Below are 19,947 nucleotides of genomic sequence, written 5' to 3' on the forward strand. Positions count from 1 at the left end.
TTAGAACCATCTTTTGTAATTAACTCCAAAATTGATTGTTCTGTCTGCAGGAGATTCAGGATTAATGGTTAACCCTGTTTCAAGGTTTAAATTATCCCTTCCAAATATAGATCCTCCATATCCGCCACCTATAGAAATACCCGTTCCATACCTGGAATTATAGCTTATGCAGGTGTTGAAAAAAGGTCTCCATGTTCTTACGAAACTGTTTCTGTTTTCATAGCCGAACTCAAATCCTGCTCCAACTTCAAAAGAGCTGTCTGGAAGTGCATCGGCCGGGGGATAAATTGTAAACCTATCAATCAATGTGTTTTTATGATTTTCCGAGAAGAAAGTTTTTCTTATATAGCTTTTAAATGTAAAGTCAGGATAACCTATTCTGAGTTTGTAATAGCCTGATAAATTTAAAATGGTTACTTTTCCTATTTTCTCATCAGTTACAGTGTAATAATCAAAGCTTTTTATCTCTGAAGATGTATAAAATCTACTGCTTACAGGATACTGAATGGATGCAGTAATACCTGTTTTATATCCTCCTGATATGAGATAGACAGATTCATCTGCCGGTTCTTTAAGATAGAAGCCAAGATCTGTGATGATGTTTCTTTTGAATTTATGAGAATATTCGAGTTTAAAGCCGATTTTCTCTTTAACATTTTTAAAGATTGTGGATGATGCTGAGAGTTTGCTTCTGTCAAGAAGTTTCAAAACAGAGATTTCTAATTTGTTTCTATTTTTAAGATAGGTATAATTTTCTTTTCCGTAGAGTTGTATATTTTCAAGAGAAATTTTAAGGTAGGTATTATTTTTTACATATTTTTTGTAATTAAAGATATTTGTTAGCTGGTTGTAATCCTGTGAAAGTGTAAAAAAGCTTGATAGATTATAGCTGTTTTTGTAAGCTACCGTAAGATCCCTAAACTGTTTATAAAGGAGGGAATCGTAAGGGTTTTGGTCAAGTTTTTCAAATGCTGCATTATAAGCGTTTCCTGTTGCTTTGATTTTTTCAAAGGCATACACTCTATCTCTTACAGGAAGTGTTTCTCCATATCTGTGCAGAATTTTTTTGATTTTCTCAGTGTTACTTTCTCTTAAAGTAAGAGAAAGTTGAAGCCAGGGTGAAACTTTCTCTTTTCTTTTTTGTACTTTATATTCCACTTTTTCATCTTCACCGATTTTCATCATGTGAGAATATAAAAGCTCTTTATATGTGTTTTCTGGAATGTTCTGTTTATATCTATTCAAGAGTTTTAAGTAATGACTGCGGTATAAAGAAGCTACTCTTAAATATGCAAGGAGACTTTGAGGGTTTTCTATAAGTTTGTTTTCCGATTTATGCAATTTTCTGTATATTAAAAATCTGATTTTATTTGCTTCTTCTACTTTTCCATACACTTCAAGGATATCTGCTTTTAAAAGAAGTGTTTGGTAATCTGTTTTTTCTATTTTTTTGAATGCTGTAAGAGCTTTCTTGCCATTTTGAAGGTAAAGATATGCATTGGCAAAAATTTCAGGTATTTCATTTTCGTAGTTTTTAAACTTTTTGAGAACATTTAGCAATTCTTTTCTACTTTCAGGTGTGTTAATCTCTATCAGGAAATTTATATAGGTTTTTAAAAGTTCTTTGTTTGGCGAAGAGGTAAGTCTATTTACGATAAGTTCCATCGCTTTATGACGGTTTCCTGTTTTTGAAAGTGCGAGTATGTAAACAGAGAAAGGATATTCCTGAGAGAGAATATTTTTTCTCTCTCTTTCAGGAAGGGAGTTGATGAAATTCACTATTTTTTGCCATTTTCCGATTTGAGCAGCAATGGATATAAAGTTTAAAATGAAGTCTTCCATCTTTGTTTTTTTGTATGCTTTTAATGTATAGAAAAGGGCTTCTTCAGGATTTTTCTCCGAAAGGTAGAGAATTAACAGAGAATAGTCATAAGGGGCTCCTTTCCCTGTGTCCATCAGTATTTTTGCCGCTTTTGCTGATGTTTTGTAGTCTCCTGTTATCCAGGCGAGGGAGGATAGAAATCTCCAGAACTCATTATCGCTTTCTGGGGCTTTAGGTATAAATTTTTTTAAAATGTGTAGAGCCTTCTGAAATTTTTTCTGAGAAATGTAAATTTTTGCTTCAGTTATAGCATCTTTATATGTGAAAGCGTTTAGTTCCTTCAAATGTTCAAGATTTTCCAGAGCTTTTTCTTTATTCCCATAAAACCAGTGTATTTTTGCGATTTCTCTTATAATTTCAGGATTGTTTTTGTATAGTCTTTCGGCAAGTTTTATGGCTTTTTCTGATTCTCCCTCTTTTTGAAAAAGTGAAAATAGTTTTTTGTAGGTAACAACTTTTCTTCCATTTTTTGCTTCATTTTCTATAATTTTAAGAACAAGTTCGGTTTTTCCGGTGGCTGTTGCTATTGAATACAGTTTTTCAAAGACTTTTTCATCTTTAAACTTGAAATAAAGGGTGGAGTAAGCTTTAAGTGCTGTGTCCGTGTTGCCTGTCCATGTTGCTATTTGTGCGAGTTGTTCCCACCAGAATTTCTTTTCCGGATAATTTCTGGTTCCTATTTCTGCAACCTTAAGGGCTTTCTTAAGTTCTCTGTTGGCAAGGAATATCTTTAATGAAAGTTTGAAAATTTCTTCTCTTTTATCTTTTGTAATTTTTCTCTGGGAAGTTTGATAGTTGTTGCTATTTTTCAATTTTTTTGGGTCTGTGGGAACGAGGAGGTAGTTGCTTATTCCGCAATTTTTAAGAAATTTTGCTTTTTCTCTTAAATTTTTTACCGTTGGAGCAATTCCATATCTTACAGTTATAAAACCTTTATCTGTTTTATAAAGGAACGTTTCTTTTTTTAAGCTATCAGGTAAACTTTGAATAAATTTTTTTGCTTTATCAACAGAATCAAATGTTCCAAGCTGAATTGAGTATATTTTTTCTTCAGCGGTTAGTTCCTCTATTTTTTTTACTTTCTTTTTAATTGTTGGGGCTATATATGGGTTTTTGATACCTGCATTTATCAGCACAGGTTTGAAATTTATTAGTTTTTTTACTTTGTCAGCCAGCTTGTATCTTACAGTTATAAGTCCTGATTGGGTTTTATAGATAAACACCTCTTTTTTTAGATTTTTTGGCAATTTTGCTACGAATTTTTCTGCTTCTTTAAAAGAGTTGAAAGTTCCAAGTTGCCAGGAGTAAAAGATTTTTCCATAAGCTGTTGCGGTAAAGATTAAACAAAAAACAGCTGTTTTAAAGCCCTTCATTTTTTCTCCCCGTAGATATCAATAGCTTTCTGTGCGATATGAACAGCGACTTTTCTGTCATTTAAAGCCATAACTGTGTGCAGTATAAAAAGAGCCATATTGGGGTTTGTAATATATTTTTCTCCATAGTTTTCAAGGAGATGCTTTGCAAGCTCATATTTCCCTGACCAGAGGGCAAGCTGAACAGTTTTCTTGAAGTAAAATTTGCTACGGTTTTTTTCAAACATTCTGTATGAAAATTTAAGAGCTGTATTGTAATCTTTTTCAAAAAGTGCCATATCTATAATCTTTTTTACATCGTCAGTAGAGAGAGCATCAAAAGATAGTAGGTCATTAGCGTATTTATAGCCTCTGCTGTAATCTCCAATAGAGACAGAGAGATTAAAAGCCTCTTTTATATATTTTATTTTTCTGGTTCTTTCTGAAGTTTCAATTAATCTATCAAGATACTTGAAAGCGTCATCATATTTTTTAAGTGTAATTGCCGTTTTGTAGGCTCTTTCCAGCCAGATTTTGGATTCATCGGCCTTTTTGCTGCTTATCAGGAGAGCAATATCATGGAAATTAAAGCTTAAGGCTTTTTTGTAAAGCTTTTCAAGATTTAAGGATGAGAATTCGCTTAAAGCAAGATACTTTATTAGATTTTTTAGCTCCTTCTTTAAAGCTTCCTTTCTTTTTCTATTTTTTTCTGCGAAAAACATCCTTTCATAAATCTCAAGTTTCATATATGCAATTTCTTTTTTACTAATTTTTTTGCTTTTTTCAAGTTCTTCTATAAGTTTCAGTGCTTCTTCATAGTTTCCTGCTTTTATATCACTTTTTATCAGAAGAATCATAAGTTCTGGATTTTTTTCTATTTTGAGGAGTGTTTTTATATAAGTTTTTGAAAGACTTAAGTCCGGATTTCCGTTTTCTGTTTTAAGAAGTGATGATATCTCCTTTTCAGGAAATAGCAAAACTGCGAGAATGACAAGAAGCAGAATAAACACAAAAATTTCTATATTTGAAAATACTTTAACGCTTGCAATCTGCTTCCAGAATCCCTTTTTTCCCTTTAAATTTTGCAATTGTGTATTTTCCATTTTCAATCAGCTCCCCATTTTCTGATGTTTTGACATAGCAACCATTCCTTTTTATGAGGGTTACTTCAAGAGAGTTTCCCAATGTCTCTAAATCTAATATAAAAGTTCCTTTCTCTTTAATATTAATAAATTTTTTAACAACACCGTTTGTTTCAACTATATAAAAGGAATTTCTGTCCTTTTTTGAGAAGGCTATTTTATAATCTCCCGAAGAGTCAAGGTGGATGTATAACTGGTTATTTATCTTTTTATATCCGATTACGCCTTTTGAGTTTTCAATGTCAGGATATCCAAAAGATAGAGGCACTTTTACCGTTCTTAAATTTCCATCGTTTTTTATAATCCATTTTTTTCCCTTTTTTGCAAGTGCTGTGGTTCTAAATTCAAGCACTTTTTGCGCGTATTGTGACAGAAACACAGGAATCGGTTTTTGATTTAAAGTCCATTTGTAAACTTCTTTAAGGGCTTTTAGTGAAGGTTTGAACGCTCCTGAATACCAGTGATAATATATACTGAGGGGTTTGAGTCTGTAAGGTTTTTCTGTAAGTTTGAATGTTTGAATGACCTTTTTATAGGCGTCTTTTACCCTCCATCCATCGGTGTATATGTTTTCATTTTGAATCGGAGCATATATCTGGAAATAATTCCCGATATTGATTCCCATAGGTGATACATAAGATAAGAAAGGATGGTTATTTGTTATTGTTGTATCTCCTCCGTTAACATTGTAAACTTTTGCCAGATAAGTGAGCTTAACTGCATTTTCTACAGGAACGCAATCTCCAGTCCATAGGAAAACTTTGACTTTTTTATTATCAGGCAGCAGGTTTTTGTTTATCCAGTTAATAGAACCTATAATCTCTTCTTTAATAGAAGGCGTATATCCTTTAATTTTTAAATAATAGCCATATTTTAGCTCTTTTTTTTCATGAGGATTAATTCCCTGTTCTATGAGGTAAAAATCTTTCCAGCTAAAGGGATGGGAAAAAGAGTGGCTTGCAGCTTCAACATTTTTCAGGCTGAATATGGATTTTGCTACTTTTATAAGTTTTTCTTTTCCTTCTGAAATTTCTCCAACGATTACAGATGCTGTATGAGGTATATCAGGGTATTTCTTTATAATTTCATCTCTTATTATTTGTGCTGGGATTTTATTTTCTGCAAATGTTACCGTTCCGTTGAAGCCGTCTCCATCAATGTGGACTGTAAGTATTCTCCGTCCGTTTTCTGTCGTTACATCCATTGATGGAATATTCCCAAAAATCTGTGAAAAGAACTTAAAAGGATTTACAACCCACAGGTCATTATCCATTATGGTTCTTATAAAATACTCTGAGTCGGCATATCCTCCCCATTTTGTTATGGCTATAGGTACATATTCTTCATTTACATTATTTACAAGTGTTAACAGAGATGTTCCATTTGCAGGTTTCTTCAGGACTTCCTTTGGTACAGGAGTTGCATCTATTTCAAAATTGAGTATTCCACTTGAGTATTTAATTTTGAATCCCGATTTGATATCATTTCTATTTTCATAAATTTTTATACCTAATGAATTTAAAAGGAATTTCTCGTCAAACATTTCAGGATCTACTATAAATATTTTTTTTCTATTGCTTATCTCTTTTTTAATCCAGTTCTGGAGTTTGATTTTTTCCTTCTTAGACCCTTCTTTTTCAAGCCACACTATTGCGCCGGTGTATGAATCATCAAGATTGGGAAGATTGTCGCTGTTATAGAAAACAGGCACAAATCCAAGCCATTCAATAGGAAGTTGTACCATTGTGTGAAGTAAGCTGTCTGAATATGGAAGATTGGAAACAAGAGCTATCTTTCTCGGTATAAAGTGGTAAACTCCTTCTCCAATACCTTTAAGATGTTTGTCAGTTATCCAGGGAATAAAACCTGTGTTTTCTATCTTTCTGGCAAGTTTTTCTCTCAGATTAGCTTTTGATGGAGGAAGGTAATCTATGATAACAATTGGAAGGCCATACTTTTTTATCTTTTTGAGTTTTTGGGTGAGCCATTTTATATCTTCTTCGCTTTGATTTTTGTATTCAAGGTTTTTATCAAGACCGTAATGGAGAGATTCAACAATAATACCATCTATAAAACTATGAATTTTATCTATTATCTTAAAAGGTCTATTTACCAGTATCAGTTTTTTCGGGTATCTACTTTTAAGATTTTTTATAAACTCAACTTCTGCCTTTTCATAGGAATACCACTCTTTTTCAGGAAGCAAGTTCTGATACGAATCAACAGTATCAAGCATAAATCCGTCGTAATCTTTTAAAGAGGCTATCTTTCTGTTAAGAAATTCTCTGCATAGAGGTTTTCTAATATCAATAATAAAGCTTTTCCATCGCTTGTTTTCTCCGATGAAACAGGTTTTTTTGAAGTTTTCACTTAAAGAGCTAATTTCACTTTTTTCAATTTCACCTATACTTACATAAGAAATCAGTTTTCCATATCTTTTTATATAGAATTTTTCCTTTTTAAACTTTTCAATCTGAAAAGTTGAAGGGTCAAGAATTATCCAGTCGTATAGATGTAAAATTTCGTCAGGAGGGTTAGAATAGATTACTGCAACGGAAGGATTTTTTCCGTGTGCATCTGAAATAAACAGATGAAAAACACTAAATAAGCATAAAAGTCCTGTAATGAATCTCACCTAAAAACCTCCTTAAAAGGAAAATTCCTACAAGAAAACTTATAAGTAATGAACCTAAAAAGCCGTATCCATAGTAGAAAGGACCTGCGTAAATAGATAGAATAGTAAAAATTATGTTTAATAAAGCAAAACTAAAAGTTGTATATAGTGCGTAGGATTTTAAATCAAAGTAGAAATGAATAGCTATAATCGTCATAACAACAAGCTGTAGGTATGTTCCAAGAAGCAATATGTTAAATAAAGGAAGGTAGAGGGGAGAGTAGTGGAGAAATTTAAAAATTATAAATTCCATCAAATATATAATAATAACAGCAATTGCCTGAATTCTCAGTACCTCCTGAACAAGTGCTCTGACAGCGTTTACAAGTTCAACTCCAAGTTCATATATCCTGTCAAGAGTTTCACCTCCTCTAACTGCAGAGTAGTACCTTTCATAATACTCTGCAAATTCACTTTCAAGTTTCAGAAAGAAGATACCCATACCCGGAGAAATAGCAAGATACGCAAGAAATATAGGTATGTCATAAACTATAGAAGCTTTGAAAGGGTCTATCACTTTCTCTCCTGTAAGGGGAGAAAGCCAGAAAATAAACTTATCAGCCCATATTCCAATATTGTAGAAAAGTCCTGTGAAAGAAAGGGAAATAAATACCTTTTTCCTGTTAAGAAATTCAAATTCAACAATTTTGTCGCTGCTGTACTGGTAGAAAATATAGCCTGTAAGAAGGGAAAAAACTATCAGCAATCCTATAAAAAAGCTGAACATTAAACCTGTAAGTTCGTATTTACCAGTATATGGTGCGGTGATTATCATAGAACCAAATCCTGCTATAAATGCAAAAAGGATATATTTATAATTTTTAAAGGATGTTAAAAGAGTGTTTATCATCCACAACCCAGTCATTAGAATAAGAGATAGAATAAATAGAATTACAAACCAGGGCATTTCATAAAAAATATTTTTTAAAGATGTGAACCATGTGAAACAGATTCCGAAAATAAAGGAGAGCAAAAGGTTAACAAAAAGAACTCCTGTAAAGTTTGGAAGAAGTTTATTTTCTTTCTTTTCAAAAAGCCTGTCAGCTATGTATCTTGTGAAAAGTAGCTGGAATGGCCCTGATATTATCAGGCTAAAGGCGGTTATGTAGGTTACAACTATTTGATATTTTCTTACAATTTCGTGCGGAACTCCTGCTTGTTCTGCTGCAAATCCTGCAAAGATAATGCTTAAAATTGATATTATCCAGGGACCGGCACTTAAAGATGTTGAATATGTAAATGCAAGGAGTAGATTTGTAAGTTTTTTTCCTTTTAGAGTTTTTTTAAGTTCAAATGAGATTCCCGCCATTTTTGAAACTCCTGTAAATTAATCTATAATTATCAATAAACTGTTCATACGTATAAAATCTTTCGACTCTTTCTATTCCTGCACGCTGGCATTTTTTCCATTCTCTTTCATCAGTAAGAAGTTTTATGTAAGCTTTGGCAAGCTGAGATGGGTTTGCAACCTGGCACACCTCTCCTGCTTTCCCGATTTTTATATCCTCTTCATTTAATCCGCCGTAGATGAGCTGTCTGCATGAACCTACATCAGTTGTAACAGCAGGAACTCCGGCAGCAAATGATTCAAGGACAACAAGCGGCATTCCCTCGCTTATTGAGGTTAGAGTTGTAAGGCCGATTTGTGGAAAAATTTCTTTTAAGTTTTGAAAACCTAAAAATTTTATGTTATTACGAAGCTCAAGAACTTTTGTAAGCTTTTTGCATTCTTCAAAATAGATGGGATCTTCTTCAGTGGGTCCTATAATCCATCCTTCAGTTTCCGGGAAATGGTTTACAACTATCCTTATTGCTTTAATAAAAGTTTTTATATCTTTGATAGGGACAACTCTCCCTATTAAACCTATAACTCTCGGAATTTTCTTTGCTCTTTTTCTTCTTGATTTTAAGAAATTTTCAACTTTTACACCGTTTGGTATAACCCTGGTCTTTTCAGGTGGAGCTCCAAGTTTTATTTGAAGCTTTCTTGCATCTTCAAAAAGAGAGATGATTAAATCACTTGCGTCATAGGAGAATTTTCCTATTCCTGCAAAAAAGTTTATCCACATTTTTTTGAGGTAGTCTATATCGTCAACCTCTTTCTGAAAGAAGAAGGAGCGGTCTTTTATCCAGTCAGCGTTTACTATGTCTATTTTCCGCTCTTTTGTATAGATACCGTGTTCTGTAAGAATAAAAGGTGTTTTCCTTTCTTCTTTTAAAAGAGATGAGAGAAAACCGGCATAACCTGTTGATGGACTGTGAACAATGGAGGTATCAGGTATATCTTTCATAATCTTACTGACTCTCCAGATAGGGTCATGGATATTCCTTACTGTCCAGAAATAGTCAACGAAAGGTGAATCAACAGCATATTCAAAGTAACTTTCGGCTATAAAATCCCAGGCTTCTTTGCTGTATAAAAACTCCTCTTCCCTTATTTCTGTCAGATAGAAAGACCTTTTCTGGAGGATTTCCAGAAACAGTTTACCTTTTTCTCCTCTAAACCACCTGTGAATCTCTTTTATTCTTTCAAACTTTTCCTTTCCTGCTCTGATAATTTTAGGTGGTGGTTTTTCTTTATCACTGAAAATGAAATTAACAGAAAGATAAGTTAAATTCTCAGGAAGTTTATATTTAATTTCTCCGTAATCCTCTTCTCTACTTCCAAGAAAGACAACACCAAAATTAAACTCTTCAAGTCCTGAAATAAGGCTGTGAATCCAGGAGCTGACTCCTCCCTTAACATAGGGATATGTTCCCTCGGCTATAATTGCAACATCAACAGGTTTGCCTTTATTCACCTTTATCATTGAGTATCACCTGACCAGAATTTTTTCATGAAACAGACATCAGGTTGTAAAGGTAACTCAACAATGGAAAACAGTTTTTTAACCTTGGAAAAATTCTTTTTCTTAAAGTAAATTTCAGCAAGATAAGGAGCTACTTTAGATTTTAGGTTTTTACTGCCTTTTCTGAAAGCTTCTTCAAGAAACTTTTCAGCAAGTTCCATTTGAGATTTTTTAAGGTAGATTTTTCCTGCAAGAAAGCAGATTTCGGGATTATCAGTAATTTCAAGAGCTTTTTCTATATAAAATTCTGTTTCTTTTAAAACAAAATTTTCAAGTTCTTTATCAATTATACCAAGGTAGTACATATCCCAGTATAAGTTTGCAAGTTCATAATAGATATCTCCTTTTTCCTCTTCAGTTTTGACTTTCTCAAGTTTTTGTTTTAACATTTCAATCTTTTCGTTTATTTCGTTTTCATATTTTGAAATAACGGCAAAAGCATAAAGTCGAACTTCATCATTTGTAGAAGCAAAAGCCTTTTTCATAGCTTTGACTGTTAGAGGATGGATAAATTTACTTATTACGAGCATAAAATTTTCATTTGTTAATTTTTTCTGCTTCACAAATTGAATTAGGGCAGCTTCACCAAATTTTCTTGGTTTTGCTTTAATTTTTTCCATAGTAATATCTTTTATGGGAAGCTCTGAGTAGTTGGGGAGGCTGATACCTTTTTTAGGGAAAAGAATTAGAAAGTAGAAGGGAATAATAAAATATCCTCCTACTGGAATAAGGAATATTAATACAAACAGGATAAATATATTTTTCAGAACTTCAAAAGAGTTTTTTCTTTCAATTTTCTTAAGAAGAAGTATAACAGTGAATATAGCTAAAATAAGAGAAATAAGAGTATGAATAAGAAGCAGGAAAAATAAATTTAAGCTATTCATTTTCAACCTCAAACTTTTTTAGATGTTCCACTATATAATTGTCAATCTTTAAAAGCTTAACTTCCAGGTTTTGAAAGGCTTTTTCTCCTATATATCTATCTATCTCTTTTTTGACTCTGTTTACAAATCCTTCTGCTGAAGGCAGAGGGGAAAGTGGCAGGAGAACAAAAAGAAAATATTTATTAGTATTTTTCTCTTTTTTAAAGAAAGCAACATCTATTCCTCTGATTCTTCTATGGATAAAGTCTACAAGGTCTGAGAATTCCCTATCTATTTTAAAAACTACAATGTAGCTATCTATACCAAATTTTATATTCATCTTTCTGAGGGTTTCTATTTCAGCAGCAAATTCAAGGGGAAGGTAAGGAATCTCTTCTATAACTTTTGTGGCAGATTCACTCTTTTTAAGCTCTGCGAAGAACCATATGAGTGCAACGTTTATGGAAAGGATGTTGTCTGCGTTTAAGTATCTAAAAGGAATTTTCCTTACAGCAAAAAGAGCAACTATTTCATCTTCATTTCTGTTATCAAATATTGGAATAATAGCAAGGTATTTTGTGTTTTCACTTTTTGAAGATATAAAAACTGTTTTTCCAGATTCCAGTGCTTCTTTTACAAGGGGATCTTCAGTATCAAGTTCAGCAGAAGTTCCTATGTAACCAACTTCTTTAAACCAATTTTTCTCTTTTAGGTAAAGATTTCCTTCTTCTACATTAAAGGCTTCATTTATGAGATTCATTAATTTGTTAGAAGCAGTGCGTTTATCTTTTACTATTTCGTTTCTTATCTGTTCAAGGACGCTTCTTATACTTACAGGCTTAATAAGGTAATGTCTTTCAAGCTGATCGTGGGAGAGTTTAAGAAGTATAAAATCGTTTATCTGTTTTCTTAATTTATCTTTAAAATAGATGTTTTCCTCTTCAGCAAGCTGTATTTTCTTTTTCCAGTAGAAGAAGAATTCTCCGGCTATTAAAACAAGAAGCAGGTCCCATAAAAGGAAGTTGACAGGGAAAATGTGATAAAGAAAATAAAATGCCGGAATAGATGCGGCAATAAATATCAATCCACCTAAAAGGCCGTAGAAGAGTGTTAAGGATAGGGAGAGAATCACAAAAGGATTAACAGAGCTGTGTATGAATAGGGGATCTTTACTGCTTGTGTAGAATCCTATTCCTGCAAGAATTACGGCAAAAACAATCGCTTCAGCTATAACAAATTTGACCGCAATGTCTCTATTGCCGGCCATTATTTAACTTCCCCGTTAAGTAATTCCTGATATAAAGTACTGATGGATTTATGTCCCCATGAAGAACTGGAAAGAGTTATTGTTGATAAAGTACTGTTGGTTGAGGGATTCTCAATGTATATGGTAACACTTACTGCAGGTTCACCATCGATTCCGGTTTTATACCGCCATTCGTTTACATATCCTCCAACTATGCAAGTGTAACCTTTCTCTTTTAAAGATTTTTTAAGTTCTTTTATCTCTTTTACGGAAAGATCTTCATCTTTTATTTCAAAAAAGTTTTTCACTCTATAACCTTTAGATTTTAAAACCCCAAAAGTTATAGATGCAGCACTTTCACCTGCAAGAGGAGTTTCGGAATAATTAACAAATGGGATAACTGCACATATTTTGTTTTCAGGAAAAATTACAGGAGTTTTGTTTACCTGGGTTGCACAGCCTGATACCAATCCTATTAATGATATTAGAAATCCGATGTTTAACTTTTTTTTCATTATACCTCCTTTTATATATTCTTTTACTTTGTTTAATGGATGAATCTGATTTTATATTATAGATAAAAATAAGTCAAATTTGATTTAAATTTCCAAGCAAAATCTAATTTTAGTTAAAAAAGTTCGGAATTTAAGCTTTTCCCTATCGCTTTTAGTCCAAGATTTGTGATTTTTCTTCCCCTTGAAGTTCTTATTATAAATCCCATTTTAACAAGGAAGGGTTCATGAACGTTTTCTATTGTATCTTTATCTTCGTTTAGTGCTAAAGAAAGGGCGTTTAAACCTACAGGTCCCCCTTTAAAAACTTCATAAATAACCTGTAAAATTTTTCTGTCCATTGAATCAAGGCCGTTTTCATCTATACCAAGCTCTTTTAAAATGTGAAGGGATTTTTCACGGTCAACCACTTCCCAGTTGTGAACAACAGCAAAGTCTCTTACTCTTTTTAGAAGTTGATTCAAGATTCTCGGCGTTCCGCGGGAACATTTTGCAATTTCAAAAAGGGCTTCTTCGGTGAGTTTTATGTTTAATTTTATTGTATTTTTTCTGGCAATTTCTATAAGTTCTTCTACACTGTAAAGCTCAAGGCGACAGATTATCCCAAATCTTGACCTGAAAGGAGAGGAAAGGAGATTCAACCGGGTTGTTGCACCTATTAGTGTGAATTTTGGAAGATTTATACTGAAGTTTCGTGCCCTTAATCCTCCCCCTGAAACAATATCTATCCTGAAGTCTTCCATTGCAGAGTAGATGGTCTCTTCTATCTGTTTTGATAGTCTGTGAATTTCATCAACAAAGAGTATATCTCCTTCCTGTAAAGAGTTTATTAAGGCTACAAGGTCTCCCTTTTTTTCTATCATTGGCGCTGAAACAATTTTAATGTTTTTTTCCATTTCATTTGCGATAATTGTTGCAAGTGTTGTTTTTCCTGTTCCAGGAGGTCCATAGAAAAGTATATGGTCAAGAGTTGCCTGCCTTTTTTTAGCTGAACTAAGGGCAATTTCAAGAATTTTCTTTACCTTTTCCTGTCCTGTAAAATCTTTGAGATATAAAGGTCTTAATGCTGACCTATTTTCCAAATTTTCCTCCTGAAAGGAGAGAAGTTGCTTCCTTTATAATTTCTTCAACAGTTTTGTTTTCTGTATCAATCTCTTTTACGACTTTGATTACTTCTCTTCGTGGATAACCGAGATTTTCCAGCAGGTCTATAATTTCGGCAGTTTCTTCTTTTTCTTCTCTTTTAAATTTTTCTGACAGTTCAAATATGAGCCTTTCAGAAAGTTTCTTTCCAAGACCGGGAACAAGGGAAAGAGTTTTTGCATCTTTTCTTGTAACTATTTCTTCAAGCTCTTCAATTGTAAAGTGGGAAAGAATGTTAAGTGCCGTTCTTGAGCCTATTTTGGGAACTTTTGTAAGAATTTCAAAGAGTTCTCTTTCATTCTGAGTTTTAAATCCGTAAACGGTAGGAGTCCCTTCCTGAGGAAAAACAACTTTTGTAAACAGAAAAATTTTATCTCCTATCTTTGTTTCGGTTATTAAGTTAAGTGGAACGAGGATTTTAATCCCCATTCCACTGCACTTTACTGCTATTCCGTCAGAGTATTTAAAAGCGATCTCACCTTCTATAAAATCAAGCATCAATCTTCTATCTCAAAGAATTTTTTAATTTTGTTTTCATTTGGTGAGAGTATTACTCCCCTTTCTGTAATTATTCCCGAGATATTTTCATGAGGAGTAACATCAAATGCAGGATTTTTAACTTTTGCATGTTCTGGAGCAATTCTACAGTCCGAACAGTGGCAGTAAACAATTTCGTCAGGTGATCTGTCTTCAATAGGAATCTCTGTTCCTGTTTTAATGGAGAAGTCAAAAGTTGATGATGGAGCGGCTATATAGAAAGGAATACCGTGCTCTTTGGCAAGAACAGATAAAGTGTATGTGCCTATCTTGTTTGCAGTATCTCCGTTTAAGGCGATTCTGTCAGCACCAACTATTATGCAACTTATCTCTCCAAGTGCCATGAACCATCCTGCCATGTTGTCTGTAATAAGATAGTAGGGGATTCCTTCCTGTTCAAGTTCCCATGCTGTTAGCCTTGCTCCCTGAAGGTAGGGTCTTGTTTCATCAACATATACTACTATATCCTTTTCAAGCTGATATGCAGCCCTTATAACTCCAAGAGCGGTTCCAAATCCGGCTGTTGCAAGAGCACCTGTGTTGCAGTGGGTGAGGATTGTTTCTTTATTTCCAAGAAGTTCTGCACCATACATCCCTATCTTTTTATTTCTATCTATATCCTGCATCTCTATGTTTTTTGCTTCAGTTTCAAGGGCAAGAAGTATATCTTCCATATTTGTTCCTGCATCTATAATACTTTTCATTCTTTTTAAAGCCCAGAACAGGTTAACAGCCGTAGGTCTTGTTGTGGCAAGCCTGTTTATCACAAGCTCCGCGAGCATTTTAAATTCATTTATGTCTTTTGCCCTTTGAGCAAGTTCTTTTGCTCCAAGAGTTACTCCGTAAGCTGCCGTTACACCTATTGCAGGTGCGCCACGTATCACCATATCTTCTATGGCTTTTGCAACATCTTCATAGCTTTTGCAGGTTATCCACTCCTCTTTATGGGGAAGTTTTCTCTGGTCAAGGAGTAAAAGAGCATCTCCTTCCCACTTTAAAGGACGAATATCTCTTATCTGTCTCATTTATGCTCCTCCTTTTTTACTACAAGGACAGGACATTTAGCGTTTCTTATTACAGCTTTTGTTGTGCCTCCCATTTCAAGTATCCGTTCAAGAAGCCCTTTTCCGTGATAACCTATTACTATCACATTAACTTTTTTCTCCTCTGCCGTTTTAACTATTTCTTCCTTGGGGTCTCCAACGGTCATTATAGTTTCAACTTCAAAACCTGCTTTTTCAAGTTCGTGTTTTACCTGCTGGAGCTGTTCCTGATGTCTGTCAAGTATCGCTTTTTCTATCTCGGGTATGTGAGCGTAGATTGCTGCAACGTCAAGGGCAAACGGGTCATCAAATTGTGGAAGACTGAATTCAAGAGGGTGGATTACATGAAGAACAACAACTTTTTTGGCATTTGCCTCTTTCAACTTTAAAACATACTCCTTTGCTACATTTGCAAGGTCTGAAAAGTCTGTAGGGTAAAGCACTGTGTTAAATATTGACATCCCTCTCCTCCTTTTTAACTGATTCCCAGAGTTTATCCATCTCTTCAAGGTTCATCTTTTCAAGAGAACTGCCTTCTATTTTAGCTTTTCTTTCCATCTCTTTAAATCTCTTTACAAATTTTTGGTTTGTTCTGTGAAGAGCTATTGCCGGATCAACATTTAAAAATCTTGATAGATTTACTATTGCAAACAGAAGGTCTCCCAGCTCCTCTTCAATTTTTTCCCTGTTTTCACTCTTTACAGCTTCTTTAAGTTCGTTCCATTCCTCTTCAACCTTCTCCATAACCTGTTCTTTCCTCTTCCAATCAAATCCGACCTTTGCAGCTTTCTTCTGAAGTTTTAATGCTCTTTCTATTGGAGGCATGGATTTTGGGACACCGTCAAGAATTGAATCTCCATGTTTTCCTTCAGCTTTTTTAAATTCATCCCAATTTTTTAAAACATCTTCAGAAGAATTTATATCTTTCCGTTCTCCAAATACATGGGGATGCCTGAATATAAGTTTTCTACAAATTTCATCAACCACTTCATCTATAGTAAACTTACTGTGTTCTTTTGCTATCTGTGAGTGAAAAACAACCTGCAACAAAATATCACCAAGTTCCTCTTTCATATTTTTAAAGTCTTTGCTTTTAACGGAATCTATGAATTCATAAGTTTCTTCAAGTAAATATGGTAAAAGAGATTCGTGAGTTTGCTCTCTATCCCAGGGACATCCATCATCAGACCTTAGCTTTTCCATGATTTTGACTAAATCTTCAAAAGTGTACATATTTTTCCTCCTTGCTTTTCTAATTATAGCAGGCTGCAGGGTTTAGATGCTAAAATTATAGTTAGCACCGTTTTTTCTGGAGGTTAAGGTGAGCAGAAAAATAAGGCTTGGAGTTAATATAGACCATGTGGCAACTGTAAGGGAAGCGAGAAAAACTTTTGAGCCTGATCCTGTTCATGCTGCTGTTATTGCTGACCTTGCAGGGGCAGACCAGATAACCCTTCATTTAAGAGAGGACAGAAGACACATACAGGACAGGGATTTAAAGTTGATTAAAGAAGTTGTTCACTCAAAGATAAATCTTGAGATGGCTGCAACAGATGAGATGGTAAAAATAGCTTTAGACGTTAAACCCCATCAGGTTACTCTTGTTCCAGAAAAGAGGGAAGAGATAACAACGGAAGGCGGTCTTGATGTTGCAGGACAGAAAGAGAGAATTAAGGATGTTGTGAAAAAATTGAAAGAGGCAGGAATTGTTGTCAATCTTTTTATTGACCCTGAAGAAAAGCAACTTGATGCAGCACTTGAAGTGGGAGCTGATGCTGTGGAGCTTCACACTGGTGAGTATGCGAATGCTTCTACTGAAGCAGAGAGAGAAAAGGAGCTTGAGCGCTTAAAGGAAGCTGCAAAATACGGAAAAGCTATAGGTCTTAAAATCTATGCCGGGCACGGATTAACCTATAAGAATGTTGAACCTGTAGCGGCTATAGAGGAGATAGAAGAGCTTAATATTGGTCATTCCATAGTTGCAAACGCTGTGCTTAAAGGACTTGCAGATGCAGTTAAAGAGATGAAGGAGATTATAAATAGGGTAAGATGATAGTTTCTTGCGGAGTTGATATAGTTTCAAATAAAAGGATAGAAACGGTTTTAAACAAGTGGGGTGATAAATTTCTTGAGAAAGTTTTCCCTGAAGGAGTTGATTACTGCAGAAAGAAAAGAAAAGGAGAGTATATTGGCTGTATAGCAGCAAGGTTTGCTCTTAAAGAGGCTGTGATTAAGGCTTTTTCATCGTTGGGGATTTCTGTCTCTTTTTCAGATATTGTTATAAGAGATGGCGGAAAAAATATATCCTTGAGTGTGAAGGGACAGAGCTTTAAATTTCTTTTCTCTATATCTCATGAAAAAGAGTATTCCATTGCATTTGTAAATGTTGTTAAGGAGAGTTAGATGCCAGATAAAAAGTACGTTTCAATTTTCCTTGAAGGAAGGAAGATAAAAGTTCCTGAAGGTTATACTGTTATAGAAGCTTTATGGGATACAGGTCATGATATAAAAAGGGGAGTTGGATGCTTGTCAGGATTGTGTGGAGCCTGTGCCATTGCTTATCTTGAGCCTGGCGGTAAAAGAGTGAAGTTTGGACTTGGCTGTCAGACAATTGTTAAAGAAGGTATGAACATTACCGTAATGCCATTTTTCCCTTCTCGAACAGCGCAATATAACATTTCTCAGATGGAAAGACCGATAGAAAAGCTTAAAGAGATATATCCTGAGCTTTATATGTGTCAGAGTTGTGGTTTCTGTTCTGTTGCCTGTCCTGAATGGATTAATGTATCAAAAGTGATGTCGTTTCTAAAAAGTGGAGAGTATGAGAAAGCAACAGAGATGATGCTTGATTGTATTTTGTGCGGGTTATGTGCGTCTCGTTGTCCTCGCGGTATTGCTCCTCAGATTATTTCTCTTTTTGTTCAACGGGCTGTAGAGAAGGAACGACCTCTTCCAGAGAATTTAAAGAGAAGATTGGCAGAACTTGAAGATTTAAAGTATGAGGAGCTTTGGGCAGAGATATTTAAACTGGATGAGAACGGATTAAGAGAGTTTTGTGAAAAAGCACGAAAGGAGAAGGATTAATGTATCCACAGCAACTAATTGAGAATATATCGTTACTTGAAAAAACACGAGATTTTAGATTAAACGAGAAACCGTCTTCTTTGCATGAGGAGGAGAAAAAAAGCTTACTTGAAACGTATCATCCAGATTTTAAATTGTCTGCTTTCAGAACTCTAAGGGTTGGAGTTAACAGAGGTGATAGAACTGTTCATGAGATAGCTGATCTGCTTGAAGCATTCAGCAGTTTTGATTATAGAGAGATTGATTTTGAAAGTCCCGATATAGAAACGGATGTTCTCGTTTTAGGAGGTGGCGGTGCTGGTATAACAGCTGCTCTTTTTGCTGAGAGCACCGGTGCTAAAGTTGTTCTTGCAACAAAACTTCGTCTTGGAAACTCCAACACTATAATGGCTCTTGGTGGCATGCAGGCAAGTGTTGACGAAAACGACTCTCCTGTGAAGCATTTTGCCGATACTATGGTTGCCGGTCAATTTAAAGGCAGAAAGGAGCTTATTAGGGTAATGGTGGATGACGGTCCAAGGATTGTTAAATGGCTTCTTGAACTTGGTGTTAATTTTGATAGAGATGAGAAGGGAAACCTTTTAACGAAAAAAGCAGGAGGGTCTTCAGCTCCAAGAATTCTTTCAATAGGAGACTACACCGGCCTTAACATTATAAAAATATTGAAAGATGAGATAAGAAACCGAGAAAATGTAGAAATTCTTGAGTTTTCACCCGCTGTAGAGTTAACCACAAATGAGTTTGGAGAGTGTAATGGTGCTGTTCTTTTTGACCTTGAGAGGAAGCGCTTTTTCTTAGTAAAAGCAAAAGCGGTTGTTCTTGCGACCGGCGGTTCAGGAAGGCTTCATATTCAGGGATTTCAAACATCAAATAACTTTGGAGCCACAGGTGATGCTATAGTTCTTGCTTATAGAGCTGGGGCAAAACTTGAAGGACTTGACTCTTTTCAATACCATCCGACAGGAATCGTCTATCCGGACCATATGGTTGGTGTTCTCGTAACTGAAGCTATAAGAAGTCTTGGGGCACATCTTGTTAACGGTAGAGGAGAGAGATTTATAAATGAACTTGAAACAAGAGACGTAGTTTCTGCTGCAATGATAAAAGAGTGTGAAGAGGGAAGGGGAGTAAAAACACCTTCAGGAAGGATAGGTGTATGGCTTGACACTCCTGTTCTGACACTAAAGTTCGGTAAAGGTTTTCTGATGAAAAACTTCCCTGCTCTTTATAGAATGTTTAAACGGGTCAAAATAGATATTGAGAAAAGGCCTTTGCTCGTTTATCCTACTCTTCACTATCAAAACGGTGGTGTTCTTATAGATGAAAAAGGAGAAACTACCGTGAAAAATCTTTTTGTTGCAGGAGAAGCTGCTGGTGGAATTCACGGCAGAAACAGATTGATGGGTAATTCTCTTCTTGATATCTTTGTTTTTGGAAGAAGAGCAGGTCTTGCAGCTGCCCGCAGAAAATATAAAGATGCTGGAAAACAGACATTAAAACATGTGGATAGATACTACAATGAACTTAAAAATTTAAGAATAACAACCGTTGCAAAAACACCGAGAATATTCCAGGAATTTATAGTTGTTAAGTAGATGCTTTGCCCTTTCGGGCAAA

At 34.7% G+C, this 19,947-nt stretch carries 17 protein-coding genes; 4 read left to right on the top strand and 13 right to left on the bottom strand.

All coding sequences use genetic code 11. From position 1 onward, the window contains the following. The 13 genes from CHB58_RS01390 to mazG all read right to left on the bottom strand — a co-directional run bounded on the left by CHB58_RS01390 (window position 1) and on the right by mazG (window position 16,479). A complete protein-coding gene (locus CHB58_RS01390; RefSeq protein ID WP_089322304.1) occupies window positions 1-3,255 on the bottom strand; it encodes a tetratricopeptide repeat protein in 3,255 nt (1,084 codons plus the stop codon). Continuing rightward, the gene (locus tag CHB58_RS01395) at window positions 3,252-4,337 is read right to left on the bottom strand and encodes a tetratricopeptide repeat protein (RefSeq protein WP_089322305.1); all 1,086 of its coding nucleotides are present in this window, start codon (window positions 4,335-4,337) and stop codon (window positions 3,252-3,254) included. Before CHB58_RS01395 ends, CHB58_RS01390 begins: the two co-directional genes overlap by 4 nt. Further along, window positions 4,270-7,011 (bottom strand): endo alpha-1,4 polygalactosaminidase, encoded by a 2,742-nt coding sequence (locus CHB58_RS01400; RefSeq protein WP_089322306.1) that lies wholly within the window; start codon window positions 7,009-7,011, stop codon window positions 4,270-4,272. The genes CHB58_RS01395 and CHB58_RS01400 overlap by 68 nt, the downstream gene beginning before the upstream one ends. Next, window positions 6,977-8,359 carry an exopolysaccharide Pel transporter PelG gene (gene pelG / locus CHB58_RS01405; RefSeq protein ID WP_089322307.1) on the bottom strand — a complete coding sequence of 461 codons (1,383 nt, stop codon included), beginning with the start codon at window positions 8,357-8,359 and terminating at the stop codon, window positions 6,977-6,979. Before pelG ends, CHB58_RS01400 begins: the two co-directional genes overlap by 35 nt. Continuing rightward, a complete protein-coding gene (gene pelF / locus CHB58_RS01410; RefSeq protein ID WP_089322308.1) occupies window positions 8,340-9,860 on the bottom strand; it encodes a GT4 family glycosyltransferase PelF in 1,521 nt (506 codons plus the stop codon). Before pelF ends, pelG begins: the two co-directional genes overlap by 20 nt. Then, window positions 9,857-10,786: a tetratricopeptide repeat protein gene (locus tag CHB58_RS01415; RefSeq protein ID WP_089322309.1), complete on the bottom strand. Its 930-nt coding sequence runs from the start codon at window positions 10,784-10,786 to the stop codon at window positions 9,857-9,859. Before CHB58_RS01415 ends, pelF begins: the two co-directional genes overlap by 4 nt. Further along, complete coding sequence (locus CHB58_RS01420) at window positions 10,779-12,032, bottom strand: PelD GGDEF domain-containing protein (protein ID WP_089322310.1); 1,254 nt, start codon at window positions 12,030-12,032, stop codon at window positions 10,779-10,781. The genes CHB58_RS01415 and CHB58_RS01420 overlap by 8 nt, the downstream gene beginning before the upstream one ends. After that, the gene (locus tag CHB58_RS01425) at window positions 12,032-12,526 is read right to left on the bottom strand and encodes a hypothetical protein (protein WP_089322311.1); all 495 of its coding nucleotides are present in this window, start codon (window positions 12,524-12,526) and stop codon (window positions 12,032-12,034) included. Before CHB58_RS01425 ends, CHB58_RS01420 begins: the two co-directional genes overlap by 1 nt. 113 nt (window positions 12,527-12,639) lie before the next feature. Continuing rightward, the gene (gene ruvB / locus CHB58_RS01430) at window positions 12,640-13,605 is read right to left on the bottom strand and encodes a Holliday junction branch migration DNA helicase RuvB (RefSeq protein WP_089322312.1); all 966 of its coding nucleotides are present in this window, start codon (window positions 13,603-13,605) and stop codon (window positions 12,640-12,642) included. Continuing rightward, entirely contained in the window at window positions 13,595-14,164 is a 570-nt protein-coding gene (gene ruvA, locus CHB58_RS01435) for a Holliday junction branch migration protein RuvA (protein ID WP_089322313.1), read from the bottom strand. Before ruvA ends, ruvB begins: the two co-directional genes overlap by 11 nt. Then, window positions 14,164-15,228, bottom strand: a complete 1,065-nt coding sequence (gene mtnA / locus CHB58_RS01440) for an S-methyl-5-thioribose-1-phosphate isomerase (RefSeq protein ID WP_089322314.1) — start codon at window positions 15,226-15,228, stop codon at window positions 14,164-14,166. Before mtnA ends, ruvA begins: the two co-directional genes overlap by 1 nt. Then, entirely contained in the window at window positions 15,225-15,707 is a 483-nt protein-coding gene (locus CHB58_RS01445) for a universal stress protein (protein ID WP_089322315.1), read from the bottom strand. Before CHB58_RS01445 ends, mtnA begins: the two co-directional genes overlap by 4 nt. Further along, the gene (gene mazG, locus CHB58_RS01450; RefSeq protein ID WP_089322316.1) at window positions 15,694-16,479 is read right to left on the bottom strand and encodes a nucleoside triphosphate pyrophosphohydrolase; all 786 of its coding nucleotides are present in this window, start codon (window positions 16,477-16,479) and stop codon (window positions 15,694-15,696) included. The genes CHB58_RS01445 and mazG overlap by 14 nt, the downstream gene beginning before the upstream one ends. A gap of 100 nt (window positions 16,480-16,579) precedes the next feature. Between mazG and CHB58_RS01455 the strand changes: the two genes are divergently transcribed. From CHB58_RS01455 to CHB58_RS01470, 4 genes are read left to right on the top strand one after another with little or no spacing between them, the layout of a single operon-like run. Next, window positions 16,580-17,299 (top strand): pyridoxine 5'-phosphate synthase, encoded by a 720-nt coding sequence (locus CHB58_RS01455; protein WP_089322354.1) that lies wholly within the window; start codon window positions 16,580-16,582, stop codon window positions 17,297-17,299. Beyond that, window positions 17,296-17,649, top strand: coding sequence for a holo-ACP synthase (locus CHB58_RS01460; protein ID WP_089322317.1), 354 nt, complete (start codon window positions 17,296-17,298; stop codon window positions 17,647-17,649). The genes CHB58_RS01455 and CHB58_RS01460 overlap by 4 nt, the downstream gene beginning before the upstream one ends. Beyond that, the gene (locus CHB58_RS01465) at window positions 17,650-18,330 is read left to right on the top strand and encodes a 2Fe-2S iron-sulfur cluster-binding protein (protein ID WP_089322318.1); all 681 of its coding nucleotides are present in this window, start codon (window positions 17,650-17,652) and stop codon (window positions 18,328-18,330) included. After that, window positions 18,330-19,925 carry an FAD-binding protein gene (locus CHB58_RS01470; RefSeq protein WP_089322319.1) on the top strand — a complete coding sequence of 532 codons (1,596 nt, stop codon included), beginning with the start codon at window positions 18,330-18,332 and terminating at the stop codon, window positions 19,923-19,925. The genes CHB58_RS01465 and CHB58_RS01470 overlap by 1 nt, the downstream gene beginning before the upstream one ends. Window positions 19,926-19,947: the final 22 nt, after the last annotated feature.

Source organism: Desulfurobacterium atlanticum (assembly GCF_900188395.1).
Taxonomy (GTDB): domain Bacteria; phylum Aquificota; class Aquificia; order Desulfurobacteriales; family Desulfurobacteriaceae; genus Desulfurobacterium_A; species Desulfurobacterium_A atlanticum.